The 23,097-nt window shown below is 37.1% G+C and carries 20 protein-coding genes; all 20 read left to right on the top strand.

The genetic code is table 11. From position 1 onward, the window contains the following. Window positions 1–72: 72 nt before the first annotated feature. Window positions 73–1,320 carry a UDP-N-acetylglucosamine 1-carboxyvinyltransferase gene (gene murA / locus ACYQ3D_RS02495; protein ID WP_459835851.1) on the top strand — a complete coding sequence of 416 codons (1,248 nt, stop codon included), beginning with the start codon at window positions 73–75 and terminating at the stop codon, window positions 1,318–1,320. Window positions 1,321–1,927: 607 nt separating this feature from the next. Beyond that, window positions 1,928–2,836, top strand: a complete 909-nt coding sequence (spoIID, locus tag ACYQ3D_RS02500; RefSeq protein ID WP_459835853.1) for a stage II sporulation protein D — start codon at window positions 1,928–1,930, stop codon at window positions 2,834–2,836. 51 nt (window positions 2,837–2,887) lie between these two features. Continuing rightward, window positions 2,888–3,622, top strand: a complete 735-nt coding sequence (locus ACYQ3D_RS02505; RefSeq protein ID WP_459835855.1) for a peptidoglycan DD-metalloendopeptidase family protein — start codon at window positions 2,888–2,890, stop codon at window positions 3,620–3,622. A gap of 77 nt (window positions 3,623–3,699) precedes the next feature. Beyond that, entirely contained in the window at window positions 3,700–3,981 is a 282-nt protein-coding gene (gene spoIIID / locus ACYQ3D_RS02510; protein WP_459835857.1) for a sporulation transcriptional regulator SpoIIID, read from the top strand. Window positions 3,982–4,093: 112 nt separating this feature from the next. Then, window positions 4,094–4,837: a flagellar basal-body rod protein FlgF gene (gene flgF / locus ACYQ3D_RS02515; protein WP_459835860.1), complete on the top strand. Its 744-nt coding sequence runs from the start codon at window positions 4,094–4,096 to the stop codon at window positions 4,835–4,837. A gap of 113 nt (window positions 4,838–4,950) precedes the next feature. Beyond that, a complete protein-coding gene (gene flgG, locus ACYQ3D_RS02520; protein WP_459835862.1) occupies window positions 4,951–5,739 on the top strand; it encodes a flagellar basal-body rod protein FlgG in 789 nt (262 codons plus the stop codon). Between the two features lie 14 nt (window positions 5,740–5,753). Then, entirely contained in the window at window positions 5,754–6,731 is a 978-nt protein-coding gene (gene flgA / locus ACYQ3D_RS02525; RefSeq protein ID WP_459835864.1) for a flagellar basal body P-ring formation chaperone FlgA, read from the top strand. Window positions 6,732–6,752: 21 nt separating this feature from the next. After that, complete coding sequence (locus ACYQ3D_RS02530) at window positions 6,753–7,325, top strand: flagellar basal body L-ring protein FlgH (protein WP_459835866.1); 573 nt, start codon at window positions 6,753–6,755, stop codon at window positions 7,323–7,325. Window positions 7,326–7,341: 16 nt separating this feature from the next. Further along, window positions 7,342–8,490 (top strand): flagellar basal body P-ring protein FlgI, encoded by a 1,149-nt coding sequence (locus tag ACYQ3D_RS02535; RefSeq protein ID WP_459835869.1) that lies wholly within the window; start codon window positions 7,342–7,344, stop codon window positions 8,488–8,490. 15 nt (window positions 8,491–8,505) lie between these two features. Then, on the top strand, window positions 8,506–8,868 hold the full coding sequence (locus tag ACYQ3D_RS02540) for a rod-binding protein (protein WP_459835871.1): 363 nt from the start codon (window positions 8,506–8,508) through the stop codon (window positions 8,866–8,868). Between the two features lie 28 nt (window positions 8,869–8,896). Further along, a complete protein-coding gene (locus ACYQ3D_RS02545) occupies window positions 8,897–10,669 on the top strand; it encodes a SpoIVB peptidase S55 domain-containing protein (RefSeq protein ID WP_459835873.1) in 1,773 nt (590 codons plus the stop codon). Between the two features lie 176 nt (window positions 10,670–10,845). After that, window positions 10,846–15,072 (top strand): translocation/assembly module TamB domain-containing protein, encoded by a 4,227-nt coding sequence (locus ACYQ3D_RS02550; RefSeq protein WP_459835876.1) that lies wholly within the window; start codon window positions 10,846–10,848, stop codon window positions 15,070–15,072. A gap of 19 nt (window positions 15,073–15,091) precedes the next feature. Next, window positions 15,092–16,828 (top strand): BamA/OMP85 family outer membrane protein, encoded by a 1,737-nt coding sequence (locus tag ACYQ3D_RS02555; RefSeq protein ID WP_459835878.1) that lies wholly within the window; start codon window positions 15,092–15,094, stop codon window positions 16,826–16,828. A 14-nt stretch (window positions 16,829–16,842) separates the two neighbouring features. Beyond that, window positions 16,843–17,361: an OmpH/Skp family outer membrane protein gene (locus tag ACYQ3D_RS02560; RefSeq protein WP_459835881.1), complete on the top strand. Its 519-nt coding sequence runs from the start codon at window positions 16,843–16,845 to the stop codon at window positions 17,359–17,361. Between the two features lie 22 nt (window positions 17,362–17,383). Next, on the top strand, window positions 17,384–18,517 hold the full coding sequence (locus ACYQ3D_RS02565; RefSeq protein ID WP_459835884.1) for a coiled-coil domain-containing protein: 1,134 nt from the start codon (window positions 17,384–17,386) through the stop codon (window positions 18,515–18,517). 13 nt (window positions 18,518–18,530) lie between these two features. Then, entirely contained in the window at window positions 18,531–18,989 is a 459-nt protein-coding gene (locus ACYQ3D_RS02570; protein ID WP_459835886.1) for an OmpH/Skp family outer membrane protein, read from the top strand. Between the two features lie 66 nt (window positions 18,990–19,055). Then, window positions 19,056–20,099, top strand: coding sequence for a UDP-3-O-(3-hydroxymyristoyl)glucosamine N-acyltransferase (gene lpxD / locus ACYQ3D_RS02575; protein ID WP_459835888.1), 1,044 nt, complete (start codon window positions 19,056–19,058; stop codon window positions 20,097–20,099). Then, the gene (locus ACYQ3D_RS02580) at window positions 20,096–20,737 is read left to right on the top strand and encodes a hypothetical protein (RefSeq protein ID WP_459835890.1); all 642 of its coding nucleotides are present in this window, start codon (window positions 20,096–20,098) and stop codon (window positions 20,735–20,737) included. The genes lpxD and ACYQ3D_RS02580 overlap by 4 nt, the downstream gene beginning before the upstream one ends. Before the next feature lie 140 nt (window positions 20,738–20,877). Continuing rightward, on the top strand, window positions 20,878–21,975 hold the full coding sequence (locus ACYQ3D_RS02585; protein ID WP_459835892.1) for an LptF/LptG family permease: 1,098 nt from the start codon (window positions 20,878–20,880) through the stop codon (window positions 21,973–21,975). Between the two features lie 34 nt (window positions 21,976–22,009). Next, entirely contained in the window at window positions 22,010–23,086 is a 1,077-nt protein-coding gene (locus ACYQ3D_RS02590; protein WP_459835895.1) for an LptF/LptG family permease, read from the top strand. Window positions 23,087–23,097: the final 11 nt, after the last annotated feature.

Below are 23,097 nucleotides of genomic sequence, written 5' to 3' on the forward strand. Positions count from 1 at the left end.
TTTAGGGGAAGGAAGGAACTTATTCCTTAATCTAGAATATCATTAAGGAAATCGGATTATAGGAGGAATAGTATGAGTAAGTTAGTAATTAATGGCGGTAATAAATTAACAGGCAGACTAAGTATTAGTGGAGCTAAAAATGCTGCTTTACCAGTTATTATGGCTAGTTTAATGGGCCAAGGGGAGAGTATATTACATGATATTCCAGATTTAAGAGATGTAAATAAATTAGTTGAAATTCTTAATTCTTTAGGTGCTGAGGCTGATTTTGCTGGTAATAGATTACAGGTGCAGGCAGATTCGCTATCTAAACTAGAAGTACCAGCTTCTTTAGCTACTGAAATGAGGGCATCTTATTATGCATTAGGGGCGTTATTGGCTCGCTATGGAGAAGTTAAGACTACTCTACCTGGTGGGTGTAAGATTGGTAATCGGCCAATTGATCTTCATTTAAAAGGTTTTAAAGCTTTAGGAGCTGAGATCAAGCAAGAAGGAAATCAGATTTCTTTACAAGCAGATAAATTAACAGGAACCAGAATTTATCTTGATTATCCTAGTGTAGGGGCTACTATGAATATTATGATGGCGGCTGCCCTAGCTGAGGGAGAGACTGAGATTGAAAATGCAGCTCAAGAACCTGAGATAGTTGATTTAGCTAATTATCTCAATGTAATGGGGGCTAAGATTAAAGGAGCAGGTACTAATTTAATCAGGGTTAAAGGAGTTAAGGAATTAACAGGAACTGAGTATACAATTATTCCGGATCGAATTGAAGCAGGAACCTATATATTAGCTGCTGCTATAACTAGGAGTCAACTACATATTGATAATGTGTTAGTAGAACATGTTAATTCCCTCCTAGCTAAGCTAAGGGAAATGGGAGTTAGAATTAAAGAGGATGTAAATAGTGTAGAAGTAGCAGCTACTGATTCTTTAAACTCTGTAGATATTAAGACTCTACCCTACCCTGGCTTTCCTACCGATCTCCAAGCTCCTTTTATGGCTTTATTAACTCAAGTTGAAGGTAAGAGTAAAGTAATTGAGACAGTATTTGAAGATAGATTTGGACATGCTCAGGAATTGCAAAAGATGGGAGCTAAGATTGCTATTGAGGATAATGTAGCTGTTGTTCAAGCTAGTCAATTGACTGGAGCTCAGGTACAAGCAACTGATCTAAGAGCAGGAGCTTGTTTAGTTTTAGCAGGGTTAGTAGCCCAGGGTGAGACAGTAATAGATGATATTTATCATATTAAGCGAGGTTATGAGGATTTAACAGCTAAATTAAATCAAGTTGGGGCTGATCTTCAAGAGATCAGCTAGCATTTAAGGGGTAACGCAATTGCGTTACCTCTTTATTGATATAGTGTAACTTTTATAGTTTACTAGGCAAGAGTTTTCTCACTTCCTGAATTTTTTCAAACTCATCTAGAGCTCACTGCTTAAAAATAAGGTTAATCTAATTTAATGTCTTGCAAATTAGATAATCCAAGCCTTATTTTTACTCCAGTTCGCTAAGATTCGTTACTAAAAAATTCAAATGTCGTTGTGAAACTCTTACCTAGTAATTAAAAAAGGTTGTTTTAGTTTTGGTTTAATTAGAACAATCAGCTAATTACGATTGAGATAAGTAAGTAATATATGGACTAATATTTTTTGCTATCTTTAGTAACTTTTTAACCGTAGAAAACATTGATTGTTCTACCCTTGAAATCTTTTGGTAACTTTTATAGTTCAATAAAAGTTACTCGGAAAAAAGCTACTTTGTAGCTTTTCCGAAACAGCTATTGAAGTTTTGTTAGTTACTTTTTATTAAATAGTTTAAATGGGATCTATTAGTTGTGGCACGAAAGTGCCACTTTATATCAATTAAGTGTATATAATTCCCTCCTGATTAATAAGTATTAGATATATGAATAGGGGGGTAAGCTTGAAAGAGCTTATAAGTATTATAGTTATCTTTAGCTTAGGCTGTTTGATTTTGCTACCGCCAGTGATAACTTTATTTACTACTATAGACTTTGCTAGTCCAGAGGTTGAGATAGTAAATAGTAAGACGCAACAGACTATGGAGTTAGAATTAGAAGAATATATTAAAGGAGTTTTAGCAGCAGAGATGCCAGCTCATTTTTCTTTAGCAGCTCTTAAAGCTCAGGCGATAGCAGCTAGAACTTATACACTCCGGGCCGTAAGCCAAGGGAACCAACTAACAACAGATAGTACTGTTGACCAAGCCTGGTCCAGTCAACAGGATTTGGTGGCTAAGTGGGGGTTGATTGATTATTTAGTCTACTGGTCTAAGCTATCTGCTGCTGTAGAGGAAACTAAAGGATTGGTTTTAACCTATGAAGGAGATCTAATTGATGCAGTTTATCATTCCACTAGTGGTGGCCATACTGCTTCAGCTAAGGAGGTATGGGGGACAAAAGTTCCTTATTTACAAACTGTAAGTAGCAAGTATGAGTCAAATTCACCATATTATCAAGTTAAAAAGCAGTTTACTTTGTCTGAATTAGAACAGGAACTAGGAATTAATAATATTAATCCAGATCAGATAGAGATTATTAAGTTAAGTGCTAGTCAGCGTGTTGCTCAGTTACGAATAGGTCGCCATATTTTTTCCGGTCGAGAAATAAGAACTAAGTTAGGATTACCTTCTACTAATTTTGATTTAGAGGCAACTAAGGAAGAGGTGCAAGTAACTACTACTGGTTATGGACACGGAGTAGGTTTAAGTCAGTATGGGGCTGAAGGTATGGCCCAAGAGGGTTATAATTTTGTGGAGATTCTCCACCATTATTATCCAGGGATTGATTTTTCTCTGGTAAAGCATGATTGATATGTATAAATTATTAATCTCTGGGAAATATAACTCCCGGAGGTGGAAGTGATGAAAGAACAGCTGAAGAGAGTATTGGCTAAACTTAAAGAAGCAAAGTGGAAGAAAGGTTTAGCATTTATAGGCTTGTTTTTTACTTTAGGAGCGATGTTTGCTCTTTATCAGCACTATAGCGAGTATAGTTTACAACGGAGTCAAAATCAAGAATCAGCCCAAGTAGAGGTAATAGAGCCTAAAGAAAAAGCTAGTCAACCTGATTTTGAAGGAAGGGAATTGAGTCTACCAGCAGCTGATAAATCAACTAAGCAAGAGCAATCTAAAAAAGAGACAACCCAACAACAAACGGCTACTTCTGAAGAAAAGCCTCAGGATGCTATTAAAGTAACCAGTCAGTCACAAATTGGTAATTTGTTACCTCCAGTTGAGGGAGAAGTAGTTACTGCTCGGGAATGGTATAAAGACCAGACCCTAGATGCTTGGAAGTATAACCCAGGTATGGATTTAGCAGCTGAAATAGGCACTGAAGTTAAAGCAGCTCAAGCTGGTCAAGTAAAAGAGATAATTAGAGATGACTTTGTAGGGTTAACAGTAATTATTAAACACAATGATAATTTTAAAACTTTATATGGTAATTTACAGAGTACTGATTTGACAGAAGAAGACCAGGTCAGTAAAGGTCAATTAATTGGTAAAGTAGGAGATAGTGGAGGCAGCGGCAAGAATAGTTTTCATTTTGAGGTAATTAAAGATGGTAAAAATGTAGCACCTGAAAAATATTTAAATTAATTTGCTTTTTTTGACATATTACTTGTCCCTAACCATATATATAAAATAAAAGCGGAGTAGACAAGGGGGACAAGTTAATGAAGGATTATATTTATCGGCGAGTGATAGAAGTTAGCCGTTACATATATGAAACTAAAGCAACAGTTAGACAAGCAGCTAAAGTTTTTGGGGTTAGTAAGAGTACAATTCATAAAGACGTAACAGATAGAATCGAAAAGGTAGATCCTAAACTGGCTGAGCAAGTACGCCAAATATTAGATTATAATAAGGCTGAGCGACACTATCGTGGTGGAGAAGCTACTAGGCAAAAATATTTACAACAGAAGCAAGAAGAGCAAACTAAGGAGGTTGGCAACTAAGCCAGTCTCTTTTTTGTTTTAAGTTACTTCTTGATTTAATTAGTAAAAAGAAAGGAGTTCAGGTTTAGATGTATAATATAATTAATAAGTAACTATAATAAGGAGGTCATTTATGTTAAGAGGATTATATACATCAGCATCAGGAATGAAGGCTTCTCAACAACAGAATAATACAATCTCTAATAATCTAGCTAATATTAATACAACAGGCTACAAAAAAGATAGAGCTATTCAGAAGTCTTTTGCTGAAGAAATGGTTACGCGAATTGACCAACAAGCAACTAATATAGGTAAGGGTGGTAGTGGAGTAGCTATTAGTGAAACAGCTACTGATCATAGTACTGGTAGTTTTCGCCAGACAGATGGACAGTTAGACTGGGCAATTGATGGTTCAGGTTTTTTTGTGGTGCAGACTCCCGAAGGAAAAAGATATACTAGGCAAGGTGAATTTACTATTAATAATCAAAATCAAATAGTAACGCAACAAGGGCATCCTGTCCAAGGTGCAGAAGGGGTTTTACAAGTGGCTCCTAATAGCGAGAGTGTTAATCTCAAGGATAATCAGTTAGTGGTAGATGGGAATGTAGTTAATACAGTCCAAGTACGGGATTTTGCTAATAAATCCAGTCTGGTTAAGGAAGCAAATAATTTATTTAGAAGAACTCCTGAGACTGGACAAGCTTTTGCTGCTCAGGCTAAGGTTAAACAAGGTTATTTAGAGGGATCCAATGTAAATCCTATTCAGGAAATGGTAAAGATGATTGAAACAAGTCGGCAGTATCAAGCTGATCAAAAGATGATTAAGTCACATGATCAGACATTAGGTAAGGCAGTTAATGAAGTAGGGAAGGTTTAGGGTATTATTTAGTGTGTGTCGTGTGCTGTGAGCTAGTTCAAAATCTTAATGCTTTTGAATTTACTCACGACACATGACTCAAGACTAATGACTAAAATAAGGGAGGTTAGAAAATGATTCGTTCATTACGTAGTGCAGCTTCAGGAATGAAGGCTCAGCAGTTAAATGTAGATACAATTTCTAATAATTTATCCAATGTTAATACTACAGGCTTTAAGAAGTCTCGAGTTAGTTTTCAAGATTTAATGTACCAAACAATTGAGGAACCGGGAACTCCTAATAGTCAAGGTTCGCAAGTTCCAACTGGGATTCAAGTTGGTCATGGTGTGCGTCCTGGTGCTACGCAAAAGATGTTTACCACTGGGAGTTTAAAGAATACTGGTAATTCACTTGATTTAGCTATTCAAGGGAAAGGTTTTTTTAAAGTTCAACTACCTGATGGAAGTACTGGTTACACTAGAGATGGTTCTTTTAAGTTAGATAGCAATGGGCAATTAGTAACCTCTGATGGTTATCAATTACAACCACCAGTGACTATCCCGGCTAATGCTAAAGACGTAACAATTAATGAAGAAGGAATGGTTACCTATAAGGAACCAGGTAATGAGATACTGCAAGAAGGAGGCCGGATTGAGTTAGCTAATTTTGCTAATCCAGCTGGGCTCAAGAGTGATGGCCAGAATATACTCAAGCAGACACCAGCTTCTGGTGAGGCAATGACTGGTAGTCCGGGACAAGCTGGTTATGGTAAGTTGGCGCAAGGATTTTTAGAGACATCGAATGTTAAAGTAGTTGATGAGATGGTGGATATGATTGCTGCGCAAAGAGCTTATGAGGTTAACTCTAAGGCAATTAAGGCTTCTGACCAGATGTTACAACAAGCTAATAATCTCAAAAGATAGGAGCGAAACATAATATGACCAAGGGCCAACTGGTAACTTTAAATTTAGTTCTTTTGCTATTGTTAGTGACTTCTGGATTAGCAATTGGGAACCAATCTAATATGATTATTATTCCCCAACAGGTGCAAGTCACTAAGTTACAGGTTAACTTACAGGAGATAGCTCAGATAAAAGGAAGTAGTAGTTTTCAAGATAAGATAGCAGATATTGATTTAGGTAAGGCACCGTTGCCTGATTATAAACGTACTATCTATCGCCAGCAAGTTATTAATCACTTACAGAGTAATCAGGTTAATTTCTCCCAGGTGAAGTTACATATCCCTTACCAGTTTAGAGTAGTTAGTAACTATCGTAAGTTATCAGCAACTAAATTACTGGCAGCAGGAAAAGATTATATTTACAACCAACTTCCTTATTCTAAGCAGAAATTAAAGCTTAAAGCTATTGACCCTCCCTCAGAAGTTCGGGTACCGCAAGGAGAGCTTGAGTTTGAGGTGGAGAATAATTTTAGTCGTAATTTAGTCGGGCGAGCAAGTATCCCCCTTAAGCTAATAGTTAATGGCCAATTTTATAAGCGATTTTATCTCCAGTACCAAGTTCAGGTAGAACAAAAGGTACTAGTCAGTAAGAAGAATTTAAAGACTGGGCAGCGAATAAGTCGTGATCTATTTGCTATTCAGACTAAAACAGTTTCTAATCCTAATCGAGACTTTGTAGATCCTAGTACCTCGTTGTCTGATTTTAAGTTAACCTCTTCCTTAAGTCCAGGAGAGGTTTTATTAAATAATATGGTAAAAAAACCTTCATTAGTTAAACGGTGGACAGATGTAACGATTATTGCTGAGGTAGGTGGGGTCTGGATTACTACTACGGGACGAGCTTTACAATCCGGACACCAAGGAGAAACAGTCAAAGTTAAGAATAAAAGTAGCGGCAAGACTATTAAGGGGCAGGTAGTTGGCCCTAAAAAAGTACAAGTAATTGTTAATTAGTAAAGGAAGGTGACTACAAAGATGTACAGGAAGACTGGTGCCTTAATAATTATTTTAGTTATATTATTAGCAACAACTGGGCAAGCTGCTTCCCTATGGAACGAGACTGAATCAGTCTATTCTGATAATGGTAAGTATGAGGCAGGAGATATTTTAACAATTATGATTCAGGAGGATGCTGCAGCTAACCAACAGGCTAGTACCGATGTCTCCCAGAGTAACCAAGCTAATGCAGGAGCAGGAACTGGTATTTTTGATTTCATTGATTCTTTTGGGTTTAATGAAAGTGATAGTAGTACAGCAACAGGAACAACTAGCCGGAGTGGTAATTTATCAGCAGAAGTTACAGTAGAAGTAGCAGAGGTCTTAGATAATGGTAACTTAAAGATTACTGGAGAAAAACAATTAACTATTAATAATGAAGAACAACAGATTAAGTTAGATGGGATTATTAGACCAGAGGATATTACTGCTGATAACTCGATTGACTCTACTTATGTTGCTCAATTAAATATAGATTATCAAGGCCAAGGGGCTATAGGAGATAAACAACAGCCAGGAATGATTACTAGAGTTTTAAATTATCTTTTTTAGAAAGGAAGGGAGTAGAATGAAGAAGTTTATTGTTATCCAATTATGCTTATTAGTTTTACTGGTAACTAATCCAGTTCTAGCTTTAACTCCTGGCCAAGAAAGTAATAATGATCCGTTAGTAAGAATAAAAGATATAACAAGAGTCAAAGGTGTCCGGAATAACCAACTGATTGGTTATGGGTTAGTAGTTGGTTTGAATGGAACTGGTGATGGCGGAAGTGACCAGACAGTGCAATCAATTGCTAATATGTTGAATGAGTTTGGGGTTAAAGTTGATCCTTCCCAGTTAGGAGCGGATAATGTAGCAGCAGTAATGGTTACCGCAGATCTACCTCCTTTTGCTCGCTCAGGAGATGAGATTGATGTTACTCTATCATCTGTTGGCGAGGCAGATAGTCTTCAGGGTGGTACTTTATTAATGACTCCCCTCCAAGGGCCGGCCCGGGAAAAGGTGTATGCTGTAGCCCAAGGGTCAGTCTCTATTGGAGGCTTTAATGCTCAACAAGGAGGTAATCAGGTACGGCAGAATCATTCAACAGTTGGTCGGGTGCCTAATGGGGCTATAATTGAACGTTCTTTAGATACTAAGTTTGCTGCAGAAGGAAAAATGACTTTGGTTTTAGCAGAACCTAATTTTTCTACCGCCCAAAGAATTGCTGATGTGATTAATAGTAAGTTTGGCTATACTCCTCAAGGTGGAGCTTATGCTCAAGCAATGGATGGAGGTCGGGTACAGGTTAAAATTCCCCAACATTTTACTGATAATAAAGTTGGTTTTATGTCTCGAGTCGGGCAACTAGAAGTAAGACCAGATACTGATGCTAAAGTAGTGGTTAATGAACGAACTGGGACTATTGTAATGGGGCATAATGTCCGGTTATCTAAAGTTTCTGTCGCTCATGGTAATTTGACAGTCACTATTGAGACTAATGAAGAAGTCTCCCAGCCTGCAGAAGATTCGGAAGGAGAAACAGCGATTGAGGAGAATACAGAAGTTGAGGTCAACGAAGAAGAAAAAAAGTTAATGGTATTACCTAAAGGAGCTACTATTTCCGATGTTGTTAAAGGATTGAATGCAGCTGGGGCTAAACCCCGAGATGTAATTTCTATTTTACAAGCTATCAAAGAAGCTGGTGCTTTACATGCTGACTTAGAGATTATGTAACAGGAGGGACTAAAAGTGAAGATTAATTCCCAGATGAAATTTAATCAATTGGCAAGACAACAGGCGAAAAACCAAGAAGGGCAGAAAGTTAAACAGGATTTTCAGCAGATAATGGATGATCAACAGCAAGAATCTGATTCCCAAAATAAAAACCAATTAAAGAAAGTAAGTAACAAGTTTGAATCTATTTTTGTAGGAATGATGTTTAAGGAGATGAAAGATGCTGGTTTTAAATCTAAACTACTGGATAGTGGATTACAGCGTGATATATTTGAAGATATGTACTATGATAAACTGGCTAAAAAGACTGCTAAAAATAGCAAATTAGGAATTGCTGAGGCAACTTATCGGCAATTAAAGAGAGATACAAGAAAGTAAGAATTTGATTTGGAAGGAAGGGATTTGATTGCAAAAAGCAGTACGGACTATTATGGTATTAGTTATCTGTTTTGTTGTAGCCCAGACTGTAGTAGCTAGTCCTGAAATCATGCCGTTAGATAAAGTGAAACCAGGCATGAAAGGGGTGGGCAAGACAGTTGTTAGTGGTACGGAAGTAGAGGACTTTAAGGTAGAAGTAGTAAGTACTATTCAGGATAAAGCAGACCATCCTTTGATCTTAATTAAGACTAGTGGTCAGGTAATAGATAAGACTGGAGGCATTGCTTCTGGAATGAGTGGTAGTCCTGTCTATATTGATGGGAAATTAATTGGGGCAGTAGGCTATGGTTGGCAGATGGCTAATCATAAGATTGGGATGGTAACTCCTATTGAGAGTATGTTAGATATTTTTAAGCTAGATAAGCTAGATCAGAATCCAGAGGATATTAGGTTGGATAAACCAATTAAACTAGGTAATAAAGAGTATGATAAGCTTAAATTTGGTTTTGGAGAGGAGGCAGCTGACACTACATTAGTAGCTAAGCCGGCTACTACTCCGCTAGTAGTTAATGGATTAGAAGGTAGAGCCCGGGATAGATTAGCTACAGAACTGGATAATTATGATTTGGCCCCAGTAAAAGGCGGTGGCGTTCAGTCTAGAGACGAAAATGTAACTCTCGAACCTGGCAGTGCAGTAGCAGTCCAGTTAGTCAGAGGAGATATTAATGTTTCCTCGATTGGTACTTTAACTTATCGTGATCAGGATCAACTACTAGCTTTTGGTCATCCTTTTTTATCAACTGGAAATGTTGATTATCTTTTATCAGCAGCCTATATCCATCAGATGGTGACAAGTGTTAAGATGCCTTTTAAGATTGGATCGCCACTGGATTTAAAGGGAATTATCACGCAAGATAGAAGTGCAGGTTTGGCAGGAACTATAGATAAGTATCCTAATGTAATTCCAGTAGAGATAAAGGTAACTGATAAAGATCTACAACGCAAGCAAAATTATAATTTTCAGATAGTAGAGGAAGAAGATTTATTACCGAAATTATCAACAGCTGCCTTATTACAGGCTATAGATAGTACACTTGATCGGAAAGGTGGAGGAACAGCTAAGGTACAATTAGAGATCATGGGGAATCATTTACCTGATAATTTAATTAAACATCAAAATTTTTATTATAGTAAGCAAGATATAGCTTCCACTTCTTTATCTAGTTTAGTTAATTTGCTACAGTTAATAATTGATAATCCATTTCAGGAAGTTGATATTTCTGGAATTAAGGTTGATATAGAGGTAGAAGAGAAAGCTAAGGTAGCTTTAGTTGAGGAAATTACTTTAGATAAGACTGAGGTACAGCCAGGAGATGAAGTAGAAGCTACTGTTACTTTGCGTCGCTATCGAGAGGATACAATTGATAAGCAGATTAGTCTCCAGATTCCAGAGGAAGTCGAAGCTAAGCAATTAGAACTCCATGCCTTAAGTGGGCGGGAAGCTAATTTAGATCATTTTACTCAATCTCAAAGTGAGAATCGCTCGAAGCAGATAAGTCAGATTCAGAGTCTAGAAAAGTTAATTGAGACTTATCAAGACCAGAATCAGAATAACCAGCTATTATTAGAGTTAAGATCTAGTTATGCTACTCAATCTGAGAGTGCTCTCCAAGAAAAGCAAACAAATCAGAGTTTAGTGAAAGAGGAGTTAAATACAGAGTATGTGTTAAAAGGAGCAGTTAAAGAACAGATTAAAGTTACAACTAGCCAGCAGAATGAGCAATCTTCAGCAGATAAATAGGTTATCAGGCTCTCTATTTAGAGAGCCTTTTTTTGGTAGTGTGATGGGTTAAATGTTAATGGATTACATTTAATTCAATAACTAACTAATAATATCTATTGCAAGATAGAATAAAATATAATATCATTAAAAGTGACTCGATCTTTAGAAGTTCCAGGCAGAGTGGAGGAGAAAAAATGAGCTTGCAAGCCTTACCGGCTAAAAAAATAGCAGTGGCAGTAATTATTATATTTTTTCTTAGCTCTTGGTTAGTTGTTAGCAATAGTCAATTATTATTAGAAGAAATTAAAACTAAAGTAATCAATCAGTTAGAAGAGAAAGCAGGAGTTCAGTTACAGGCAGATAGGATTGATCTAGCAGGTATAAACCAGTTAATAATTCAGCAGGTAGGACTCAGTGAGCCAGAAAGTACTGATTTAATTCATATAGAGAAGATAGTGGTTAGTTATAGCTGGCAGGATTTATTATTGAATACTTTAAATCCTGTCCGGAGTATTCAAAGTTTAGAATTGATCCAACCGCAGGTTAAGATAGTAAATCAACAGCAGAATAATTATCAATCTTTAATTGAACAATTCACTAGTCAAGAACAGACGGTTTCCGCTAAGGAAGACTTATCATTAACAGTAGAGATCAAAGACGGAGAGATAAATTATAAAGCTCAAGACTTAACAGAAAAAATAAGTAACATTCAAGGAGCGGTTACACTAGGACCGGAGTTAGAAGTTGATTTATCAGCTCGGTTAGCTACTTTAGCTGATAAAAAGTTACATCTAACAGGTAAAATTGATCAGGACCAGGCTTACGAAGGAAGACTTGATTTTGCTCAAGTGAACTTAGCAAAGTTAGGCCAAAAATTTGATTTAGGATTAAAGGAGCAAGGTGTTGCTTATCAAGGAAAATTAGCTGGTAAGATCAAGTTCACAGGAGATTTAGGGGCCGAACCTGATTACTATGGTGAGTTATTTTTAAGTAAGGCTCAAGTAAGTTACCAAGATGAGGAATTAACTGCTATCAATAGTCGTTTCACCCTTAATAATTACGGGTTAAAAGTAAAGCGGTTATTAGGTAGATTTGACGGAGCTCCAGTAATGGTTACTGGCGAGACTTTTGGTTGGCACAAGCCCCAGCTTAATCTCAAATATAAAGCACCTAGCCTTGAATTGGCTAAGTTAAATCAATTAGGGCCAACTGAGCTCCAGCTTAAAGGAGTAGCTAAAATAAGTGGCAAGCTACGTGGTACTCTCCAGAATCCAAATCTAGAAGCAGCCATTACGTTACCTACTGGGGAGATAAATCAGGCTACAGTAACTGATTTATCCAGTAGAATTCATTATCAAGATGGTGCTGTTAACTTAAAAAGACTTGATTTTGATTATGGAGCTGGTAGTTTTTCCAGTGACGGGATGGTAACTTTAGGAGAAGAATTTAATTACATTTTATCCGCCCAGTTTAAGAAGTTGAATCTAGACCAGCTGGCTCAGGAAACCGAATTTAATCTACCTGTTTCTGGTTTGGCTAGTGGTGAAAGTATTATTTCGGGTACAGGTTTTACTCGTGATCAATTAAATGTATTAGGCTCTGTTTCCTTACAACAAGGGGCAGTAATTGGCTATAACTTTGATCAGTTAGAGACTGATTTATGGCTTAACCAGGGCCAACTCTTTTTAAATGAAGCCCAACTGGAAACAGGAGAGACTAATGTCCAATTAGAGGGGATGGTTGATTTAGCAGGTGAGTTGGATTTAACTCTCCAAGCGGACCAGGTGGAGTTGGCTGATTTAGACTCTATTCATCACTTAGATAAGTTAGCTGGACAAGTCAGTCTAGATGGTAAATTGACAGGAGATTGGTCTGCGCCTGATTTTGCCGGCCAGTTTAGTTTAAGTGATCTAGTCTTAGCTGATTTTTTAGATGATCAACTCCAGATAGCTTCTGCTAGTGGTGCGATAAATTACGAAGATCAAGTGGTTAGCTTAGAAAGAGTCAAAGTACCTGAACTTGAGAGTCAGTTAGCAGGAGAGCTTGATTTTGCCACTAGTAATGCTCAATTAACAGTTGCTACTGATGGGGTGCAGATAGATAAATTCTTAACTAGTCTAGGGCTCCACTTACCTATTACTGGAGTAGCTACCGGTCAGGCTCAAATAAAAAAAGTACTGACTGATCCAGTGGTTACCGGACAAGCTACAGTAGCTGAAGGCCAGGCTTTTGACCAGAATTTTGATCAGGCCCAACTAGAGTTTACTAGTCGCAAAGGAGAATTTATAATTAATAATCTCCAGGCTAACTATCAAGATAGTACAGCTCAAGCTAGCGGAAATATCAAAGAAGGACAGGTGGATTTAGACTTTAGTAGCCAGAATTTTGCCCTCCAGGATAGTGATCATCTGGCGCAGCTAGCTCAGTTGCAGGGTCAAACTCAATTAGAAGGTAGACTTTATGGCCAACTACCTGATCTTAAAGCAACAGGTAGAGTAGAGGGCACAGATATTCAGCTTAACGAGCAGCAGATAGGCCATCTAACAGCTAAATTACATTATGCTGATGCTCAATTAGCAGTTAGTGAAGGACAAGTTGACTATCAGGATAATTCCTATAGTATAGATGGTGGTTTGGATCTATATCAGCAGGAGTTTACTGATTTAAAAATTAATATTAAACAAGGGAATCTCGCTTATTTTAGTCAGTTACTACCGGTTCCAATTAAACAGAATTATCAGCTGACAGGTAGAGTTAAGTTGAATGATTCCTTCCGCCAACCTAGATTTGGGCTGGACTTAACAGTAGCTGATAGAGACCAGTCAGGCCAAGTACAGTTGCTAGGTGATTATCAATTTGAACAAGGGGTTAATCTGGAAGTAATAAGTACTGATTTTGATTTAGCCAATTTAAACCAGTGGGATCTAGTCCCTTATCAAGTAGCAGGCGATCTGGATTTGACAGGTCAGTTGACTGGACAGTTGGATCAATTGGATTTTGATTCTCAACTGCAGGTTACTGATGGTCAGATAGAGGGGTTAAAGTATGACCAGATGACTGGTCAGGCGAAGGTGATTGATGGCCAAAGGTTGGTGTTAAACCAACAGCTCCAGATCCAAGGATCCAATACTCTTCAGGCTAAGGGGTTGATCCCTTTAGTGCCGGAAGAGGAATTTGATCTTGCTATGAAATTAGAAGGAGGAAACTTGAGCTTGCTTTCTTTCTGGTTAGATGACCTCCAAGCAGCTCTAGGACAAGGACAAGCTGAGTTGAGGTTAGATGGGACTTGGCAAGATCCCCAACTGACTGGCGAGGCTCAGCTAGTATCAGGTGGTTTTGCTCATTCTAGTTTAGATAGAAAGATAAATCAATTAGATGGGAAATTAATCTTTGAAGAAGGTCAGGTATTAGTTAAAGATGTAGCAGGTCGATATGGGGGAGGAGAGTTTCAGCTAGGTGGTTCAATCTCTTTGGCAGGACTAGTTCCTAGTCAGTTTGACCTAGACTTTACTGGTCAGGATATAGCTTTTGAACATGGATCCTGGCAAGGACTCAATGATGGCCAGTTAGAAATTATTGGCCCGGTAACAGAACCGCTGATCCAAGGAACTATTACAGCTCATGATCTCCAATTTGCCCTTCCTTTCCAGTGGCCGACAGATAATAGTGGTAAACAGCCACTAGTTAAGCCTCGATTTGATTTAGAAATCACCCCTGGGGAGAAAGTTAAAGTAGGTAATGATAATATTAATATATTAGTCCGAAGTGGTAATTTGCAGTTACAGACAGTCAATGAACAGTTGGAGTTGACAGGACGATTAAAGTCAACTACTGGCCGCTTCACTTACTATAATACTGAGTTTGAATTACAAGAGGGTAGGGCTGTATTTGATAAATATAGTTACATTCCTAATTTAGAGGTGCAAGCCGAGACAAATATTCAGGGCACAACTATAGATTTAGGATTAACTGGTGCAGCCGATCAATTGAATTTTTCTCTATCTTCTGATCCACCGCTTACTAGGCAAGAAATTATTGATCTCTTGACTAGCCAAGGAGGGATTGGGAATTTATTAGAGAAAAATTATGAAGAGGCAGTTAAAGATGAGTTATGGCGGATTATTGGGCAAGGTTTTAAGACAGAATTATTATATAAAGTAGAACGTTCTTTTGAAGAATCATTTAATTTAGATCAGGTAAGAATTAAATCTTTACTGAGTAATGAGTTAGAAATCGAAGTAGGAAAGTTTATTTTTCCTAATTTTATGCTGAAGTATCAACAAAATTTTGGGACAAAAGAAGAACGATCACTAGGCTTTGAGTATAATTTTGGTCAAGGACTGGATAACCTACGTTTCCAAGGCTCTTATAATAGTCAAGGTGATTATAATTTAGGAGTGGAAGCTAGAATTCCATTCTAAACAGGGAGGACATTAACTTATGCAACATAAAAGCTGGAGTATAATAGTTTTAGTAATAACTTTAGTAGTAGCTAATAGTGGATTTTTAGTGGCAGCTGAACCGCAAATGGATCCTCAGCCAAGTAAAGAAAAATTAGAGGAGAATACTATTACAGCTATTAAAGTAGTAGGTAATGAAGAGATAGCTGAGGAAGAGATTTTAAATGGAGTAGAAACTACAATAGGAGATAATATCTCTTATGATCAATTACAACAGGATATGCAGTCTATATTTGATTTAGGTTACTTCTTTGATGTTAAAGTCAACTTTAAAAACCACAAAGATGGAGTGATGTTGATTTTTGAGGTGATTGAGAATCCTCAATTATCAGCAATTAAGATAACAGGTAATGAGAATGTACCAGATACTAAATTTAAAGAGACTATAGGCTTACAGACAGGTGAGATTTTAAATGTTAATCAATTAAATCAAGGAGTTAAAGAACTGAATAAGTATTATCAAGAAGAAGGTTTTGTCTTAGCTGAAATAGTTGATGTTACAATTAAGAATGAAGATGAGTTGCACATTAAAGTTAATGAGGGGCAGATTAATAAGATCTTAATTAGTGGCAACGATAAAACCAAGGATTATGTTATTAGACGAGAGTTATCTCTAGAACCAGGCCAGGTCTTTAATATCAATCAAATGTGGTCTGATTTAAGAGATGTCTATAACTTAGGATATTTTAAAGATGTGAAACCTAAATTTAATCGAGTAGAAGATAACCCGCAGGCTGTTAATTTAGAAGTGCAAGTTGAAGAAGCCAAAACAAGAACAGCCTCTTTAGCTGGAGGATATAGTGGTAATTATGGCTGGACAGGTTCAGTTAACCTTGAACTTGATAACTTCCGTGGTCGCGGGCAGAATGTAAAGTTGAAGTGGCAGTTTGGCCAAAAGAAGAATACCTATGAGATTGGTTTTTATGAACCATGGGCCTTTGGTAGTCAGACTAGTGTTAACTTTAATCTCTACAATAAAGATGAGACAGAGCCAAGCGGTAAGGAAGTTGAGACTAAAGGAGGAGATATTACTTTAGGTCGTCCTCTAACAGATAATACGCAAGGTTATCTAAAGTTAAATATAGATAGAGAAAAGACTAAAGAAGCTGATGCAGAGAATTGGAATGACTGGCAAGATAATCGGAGTCTAACTCTTAAGACAGTTAGAGATACTAGAGATAATGTTTTAAGTCCAAGATCTGGTAGTAAATCTGAACTAGCAATAGAAAAAGCAGGCATCTTAGGTGGCGATAATGACTACACTAAGTATCAAGCAGACCTACGGAAGTATCTACCCTCTGGTAAGGATAATAGCTGGGCTATTAGATTAAAGCTAGGTGAAAGCAGTGGTGACTTAACAGATCATAAATATTCTTTATCTGGTTTAGATGGGATCCGGGGTTATGATGATGACTATTACAAGCCAGAGAATAATCCAGAAGAAGAAGGATTTATTGGTGAGTCAGTCTTAGCTAGTAGTTTAGAGTATAGATTTAAGATTGTAGATAAGGTTACAGGTGTTAGTTTTGTAGATGCAGGAAGAACTTTTGAAGATCATATTGATTTAGAGGAGTTAAATGATATTAATTATTCAGCTGGGCTAGGAGTTAGATTTGATACTCCAATGGGCCAACTAGGACTGGATTATGGTTATGCTCCAGAAGCTAAATTGGATTCTAAAGATAAATTTAGTATTAGATTAGGTAATAGATTTTAGAAGGGGGCTCTACAATGAAAAAGTTAACTGGTTTAGGACTGATAGGGCTGATAGTTGTCTTAGTAGGAGCAGGTTTATTGATCAATCAAACTGCTCAAGCCAATAAAAAACCACAAGTTGGCTATGTTGATATGCAAAAATTATTCAATAAGCACCCCCAAAAAGATACTTCTGAAGGTAAGTTACAAGGAGAAGCTAAGAAGTTACAACAGAGATTAGAGACTGAGGCTAAGGATTTAAGTAAACAGAAAAGACAAGAATTACTAAGGGAATACCAACAAAAGCTTGATCAATTAGAACGGCAACTAGTAGGAGAAGTAATGGAGGAGATCAACCAACTAATTAGCCAAGTAGCAGAAGAAAAGGATATTAAGTTGGTTGTGGATAAATCAGCAGTGATAACTGGTGGTTATGATCTAACTGATGAAGTATTAGCTAAGATGGAAGCCAAGGAAGAGGACAAGGATAAGGATAAGGACAAACAAGAAGATACCACTCAGAATAATACAGAAGATAAAACAACTAATCAATAGTAATAGAGGTAGGTGATGATAGATGTTCCAACGACGATGGGTTAAAGTTGGACTAGGGTTATTAGTTATTTTGGTAGTAGTGGTAGTAGCTTCTGGTAAAGCAGAGATTAAAATTACAGACCAAGCTAGCAAGATAGATAATAACTCTCAAGTTGGACTAGTAAATCTAGCAGAAGTATATCCTAGCCATCCATTAACCGAACAGATTAAGAAATTAGAGCAACAGATTGCTAACCAACAGTTAAAGTTACAAAATGAAAGAAATAACCTAGCCCAGGTTAAAGAAAGTAGTCAACAGCAGTTAAATGATTTTAACCAACAGATACAGGATAGGTTAGCAACTCTTAAAGAAGAGTACCAGTCTAAAATTAAAGCTCAACAGGAAGAAATAAAAGTACAATTAGATGAGTACCAACAACAATTACAGTCAGAGATTAGTAGCCAACTTAAAGATCGCAAACAAAAGTTAGAGCAACAAATAAGTGAAGAGATTAAGGCCCAAAGAACTAAGTATGATCGAGAGATGGCTACTTATGAATCCCAGTTAGCTGAGGAATATAATTCGCAAATTCTTAATTTGAGATTAAAGTTACAGGTTAGTTCGTTAACTGAGGAAGAAGCCAAAGAGCAGCGCAGTAAATTAAATGAATTACAGACTGCTAAGCAGAAGAAACTAAAACAACGTCAGTCAGAGTATGATGCTCAATTGGAACAGTTGATTAAGGAAAAGGAGACTAACTTACAAGAACAACTCCAAAATTATGAGCAGCAGTTAGCTAAGCAAGCTGAAGCAGACTTTAAAAAACGTAAAGAAGAGTTAATAGCGGAGTTTACAGCTCAAAAAAAGGAATTAGAAGCTGAATTAAGAGCTAAATTAAACCAGCGCAAACAGAAATTACAACAGGATATAGGTGCTAACTTTAAACAAGCTGGGGCTAAGTTATCTTCTAATTTAGAGGCTAAAATCAAGCAGATCAAGTCTGATATTAAGCAGTTACAAGACCAGCATCAGGAGCTAAAAGCGAAACGAGAAACAGAGATTGAAGCAGTGATTGAGCAGGTAGCTAGTCAAGAAGGACTTGAGGTAGTAGTTACTAATCCCCAAGAAGATATCTCAGCTACTGATTTAACTGCTCAAGTAGAAGATGAATTGTAGGAGGTGACTGAACTTGAAGAAGTTAATTAAAGTTAGCTTGCTAGCAATGTTTGTAGTAGTTACTCTAACGGGTTGTATTCCCCAACAGGAAAAGCAAGTGGAGTCTAAAGTACAATTCAAACAACTACAAGTAGCTGTTATTAACCAAGATAAAGTGTGGACTGAAAGTGAAGCAGCTCAGGAGTACCAGTCTAAATTAAATAAACAGATTAAAGAGTTACAGCAGGATTTTCAACAACGGGCTAAAGACTTAGCTGCAGATAAAAGAGCTCAAAAGCACCAGGAAGTATACCAGAAAATTAATCAGTTGCGAGAAGAACTAAAACAGAAATTTAAATCGGAAATCAAAGGTGTGGTGGAGAAGATTGCTAGTAATAAGGAATATGATGTAGTGCTTAATAAACAGGAAGTTAAGTATGGTGGTACTGATATTACCAGTCAAGTAATTAAGAGATTAGATCAGAAGGAATAACATTATCAACAGTTGATAGCTACTTATTAGCTGTCAACTGTTAACTGCTATAGAGGAGGGAAAATAATGGCTAGGAGACTAAAGGAGTTGGCTCAGTTAGTAAATGGGCAAGTGATTGGTAACCACCAGGTGGAGATTACAGGAGTTGGTGGTGCAGATAATGCCCAAGTAGGGCAGATAACTTTTGCTCAAAATGAAGAATTTTTTGTGCAAGCACAGGAAAATGCTACAGCAATTATTGTTAATGACGAATTAGCGCAATTAAATAGTAATGTACCATTAATAGTAGTGGAGCAGCCTCGATTAGCTTTTGCTAAGATTGCTGATCTATTTATGACTGAAGATTATTATGATCCTCAGATTAGTGAGAAAGCAACTATTAGTTCTCAAGCTGAATTAGGAGCTAATCTTTCGATTCATCCCGGAGTAGTAATTGCTGCTGATGCTGAAATTGCTGATGATGTAATTTTGGCCCCAGGAGTTTATATTGGCCCTAATGTAACAGTAGGTGCTGGTAGTATAATCCATCCTAATGTAGTAATCGAGCGTGATTGTCAATTAGGTAGTGGAGTGGAAATTCATCCTGGTACAGTAGTTGGTTCTGATGGATATGGTTTTGAGACAGGCCCCGAAGGCCATGTTAAAGTACCACAGTTTGGTAATGTAATAGTAGAAGATAACGTGGAGATTGGAGCTAACGTTACTATTGATCGGGGAGCCACTGGAGCAACAGTCATTGGACAAGGGACTAAGATAGATAATCTAGTACATATAGCCCATAATGTAGAACTTGGAGCTGAATGTTTAATTATTGCTCAAGTAGGTATTGCTGGGAGCTCTCAAGTAGGTGAGCGAGTAACTCTAGCTGGTCAGAGTGGAGTAGCAGGCCATTTAACAATTGGTGAGCAGACGACTGTAGCTGCTGATAGTGTAGTAACTAGAGATATACCTGCTGAATCTTTTGTATCGGGGTATCCAGCTCATAACCATCGGCAGGAAAGAAGAATTAAAGTAGCCCGGAAGAAGCTACCACAGTTACTTAAGCGAATCAGAGAGTTAGAAGGGCAGGTAGCAGAATTAGAAACAGAATTAAAGGGGGAAGCAGAATGAAAAAAGTTTTAATTGCTATTGCGTTAGTATTGGTAGTTAGTTTATCTGGAGTAGGGCAAGCTAGTGAAGTTGGTGGTTTCGGGACTAAGGGTCTATTGACAATTCCTACAGCTGATATTTTGCGGACAGGGGATTTGAATTTAGAATACCAAATGGGTGAAGATATGGATTTGTTGACTGCTGACTATGGATTGCGAGAAGGTGTTCAGATAGGTGTGGGATCTAATTGGGATGATAAAAGTGATGAATCAGAGGTGTATTCTGCAGCTAAGATTAAATTATTTAATGAAGATGATAACTATCGTCCTCAAGTTAGTTACGGAGTAACTAATGGTAAGAGTTATTTAGTAGCTAGCAAGACTAGTTCTTATTATAATTCACGTTTTCATCTAGGAGTAGGCGACGAAGAATATTTTGCTGATCGTATTTTTGCTGGGATTAGTAAAGTGATTAATCCAGTTGTTATTTCTTCTGATGATAATCAATTTGAGATACCGATTATTACTTTGATGGCTGAGTATAATGATGGTGTTAACTTAGGAACCAGATTTAATTTTGATGCAGGGGTTGAAGTTGATCTAGGATTTAAAGATTTAGACGAATTCACTTTTTCTGTTGGAGTGCAAAATAAATTTTAGTTCCTTTAGATCGCAGATGTAAAATACATCTGCGATTTTTTATGATTTTGAACTTGAACTGGCTGATGACAGATAGCTGATAGCAAATGACTCACGCACACAGCACACGACTATGTTGCTAGACAGAGGAGGCTTTAGCAGTGCGTTACAGTCTATCATTAGTTGATCGGTATCTGGTAGGAGAGTTTCTCAAACCTTTTTTATTTTCTATTGCTGCTTTAACAGTGATTATGATTAGCAGTTATTTATTTGAATTAACAGACTTAATTCTTGTGAAGCAGGTACCGGTAGTCAAAGTACTTAAACTATTGCTTTATAAGTTACCGGCAGTAATGGTCCAGAGTTTTACTATATCCATTTTATTTGCTACGTTGTTATCTTTAAGTCAATTAGCTAAAAATAATGAGTTAACTGCTCTCCGGTTAGGAGGCATCTCGCTCCATCGGTTATTGTTACCTTTTTTAATTACGGCTTTGGTGATTAGTATAACTAGTTTTGTAGTTAATGATAAATTAGTGCCTTGGACAAACCATCAGGCGGAGAATATTGTTCGGCGGATTATTCTTCAAGAAGGACTACCTGACCTCCAGGAAGGTTCCTTTTTTCAGGGCACAGATAAGCGGCAGTTCCATATTGGTCGTATCGATGAAGAAACAGATAAGTTATATGAGATTATGGTTTATGATGACAGTAATGAGGAAAGTAAGTTTCCGCGCTTGATTAGGGCGGATAAAGGTTATTTTAAAAATCAAGTCTGGCATCTGCTAGATGGGATGGTTTATAGATTTAATGAGCAAGGACAGGTTAGTTATCAGTCTGCTTTTCAGGAATTAGAGATTAATGTTAATCAGCAATTAGATGATTTTTATGGTGACCAAAAGACTACTTCCGAGATGAGTCGGGCCGAATTAAGGGAAGATATTAACCTCTTTCGCGAGAGTGATTTAGATGTAGCATCTTTACTAGTGGATTATCATTTAAAGTTAGCTAAGCCCTTTGCTTGTTTTATCTTTGTCTTAGTAGGAGCTCCGTTAACAGTTAATAACAAACAAGGGAGAACGTTTGGGATTATAGCTAGTGTAGTAATTATTTTCCTTTATTATGTCCTACTTTCTACCTGTCGTTCCTTAGGTAGAAATGGTTTGTTGTCTCCTTTAATGGCAGCTTGGTTACCTAATTTTGTTTTTGCTCTAAGTGGTGTTTACTTGATTATTAAAGAGGAGTACTTTAGTCTATAACTAATAGACAATTAATTTAGAATAGGTGAGCAGGATGAAGATTATTGATAGATATTTAGCTTTGGAATTTATTAAACCTTTGGTAGTGACTTTATTTATTCTAGTAATTGTTTTAATTAGTAGTTTTCTGTTTCAATTGACTGATTATATTATTATCAAAGAGGTACCAATTCCTATAGTACTCAAATTATTACTTTATAGACTACCTAGAATTATGGTACGTAGCTTTTCGATGGCTGTTTTATTTGCTACTTTATTATCTCTGACTCGGTTAGTTAAGGATAATGAATTTACTGCTTTGCGGATAGGAGGGATTAGATTTTCGCGGCTGTTAGTGCCCTTATTGATCTTAGGAGTGCTAGTTAGTCTGCTGACCTACTGGTTTAATGAACAAGTAGTTCCTGAGGCTAATAGTAGATACGAAGAGATAATTAGGGAGTCAGTAAAAGATAAACAGGATACTCCCTTCCACCAACAAGTTTTGTTTACTGATCAGCAGGGTAGATATTTTTATTTAGGGCAGATAAATACGAAGACCCAACAAGCAAAAAATATTTTAGTTTATAATAAAGAAGGATCTTCTCGGGTAGTTAGTTCTTCTAGAGGTTATTTTAAGCAACAGAAGTTATATCTAAAATCAGGTACTAACCATCAGTTAAATGAACAAGGCTATGTAACTACTACAGCTAAGTTAGAGGGAACTAGTTTTCAACTCCAGCGGGGGATTGATCAGTTAGCTACTAAACAACAGGAACCAGCTGAATTGAATCGAGCCCAAATAAGCAAGCGGATTAAGCTATTACAGGCTAGTGGAGTCGATACTATGAAGTTACAAGTGGAGTATCATTTGAAGTTGGCCCAGCCTCTAGTCTGTTTGATCTTTGTATTACTAGGGGCTCCGTTAAGTATTAAATCGGATAGAGGACGGATTTTTGGTTTAATAGCTAGTGTAGTAATTGTTCTGGCCTATTATGTCTTGTTATCTATCAGTCGTTCGTTAGGTCGAACTGGAGTTTTAGTTCCTTGGTTAGCAGCTTGGTTACCTAATCTAGTTTTTGCTCTGTTAGGTAGTTATCTAGTAATTAAAGAAGAATATTTTACAGTTAGTTAAGTTAAGGAGGG

It is taken from the genome of Halanaerobaculum tunisiense, assembly GCF_054657635.1.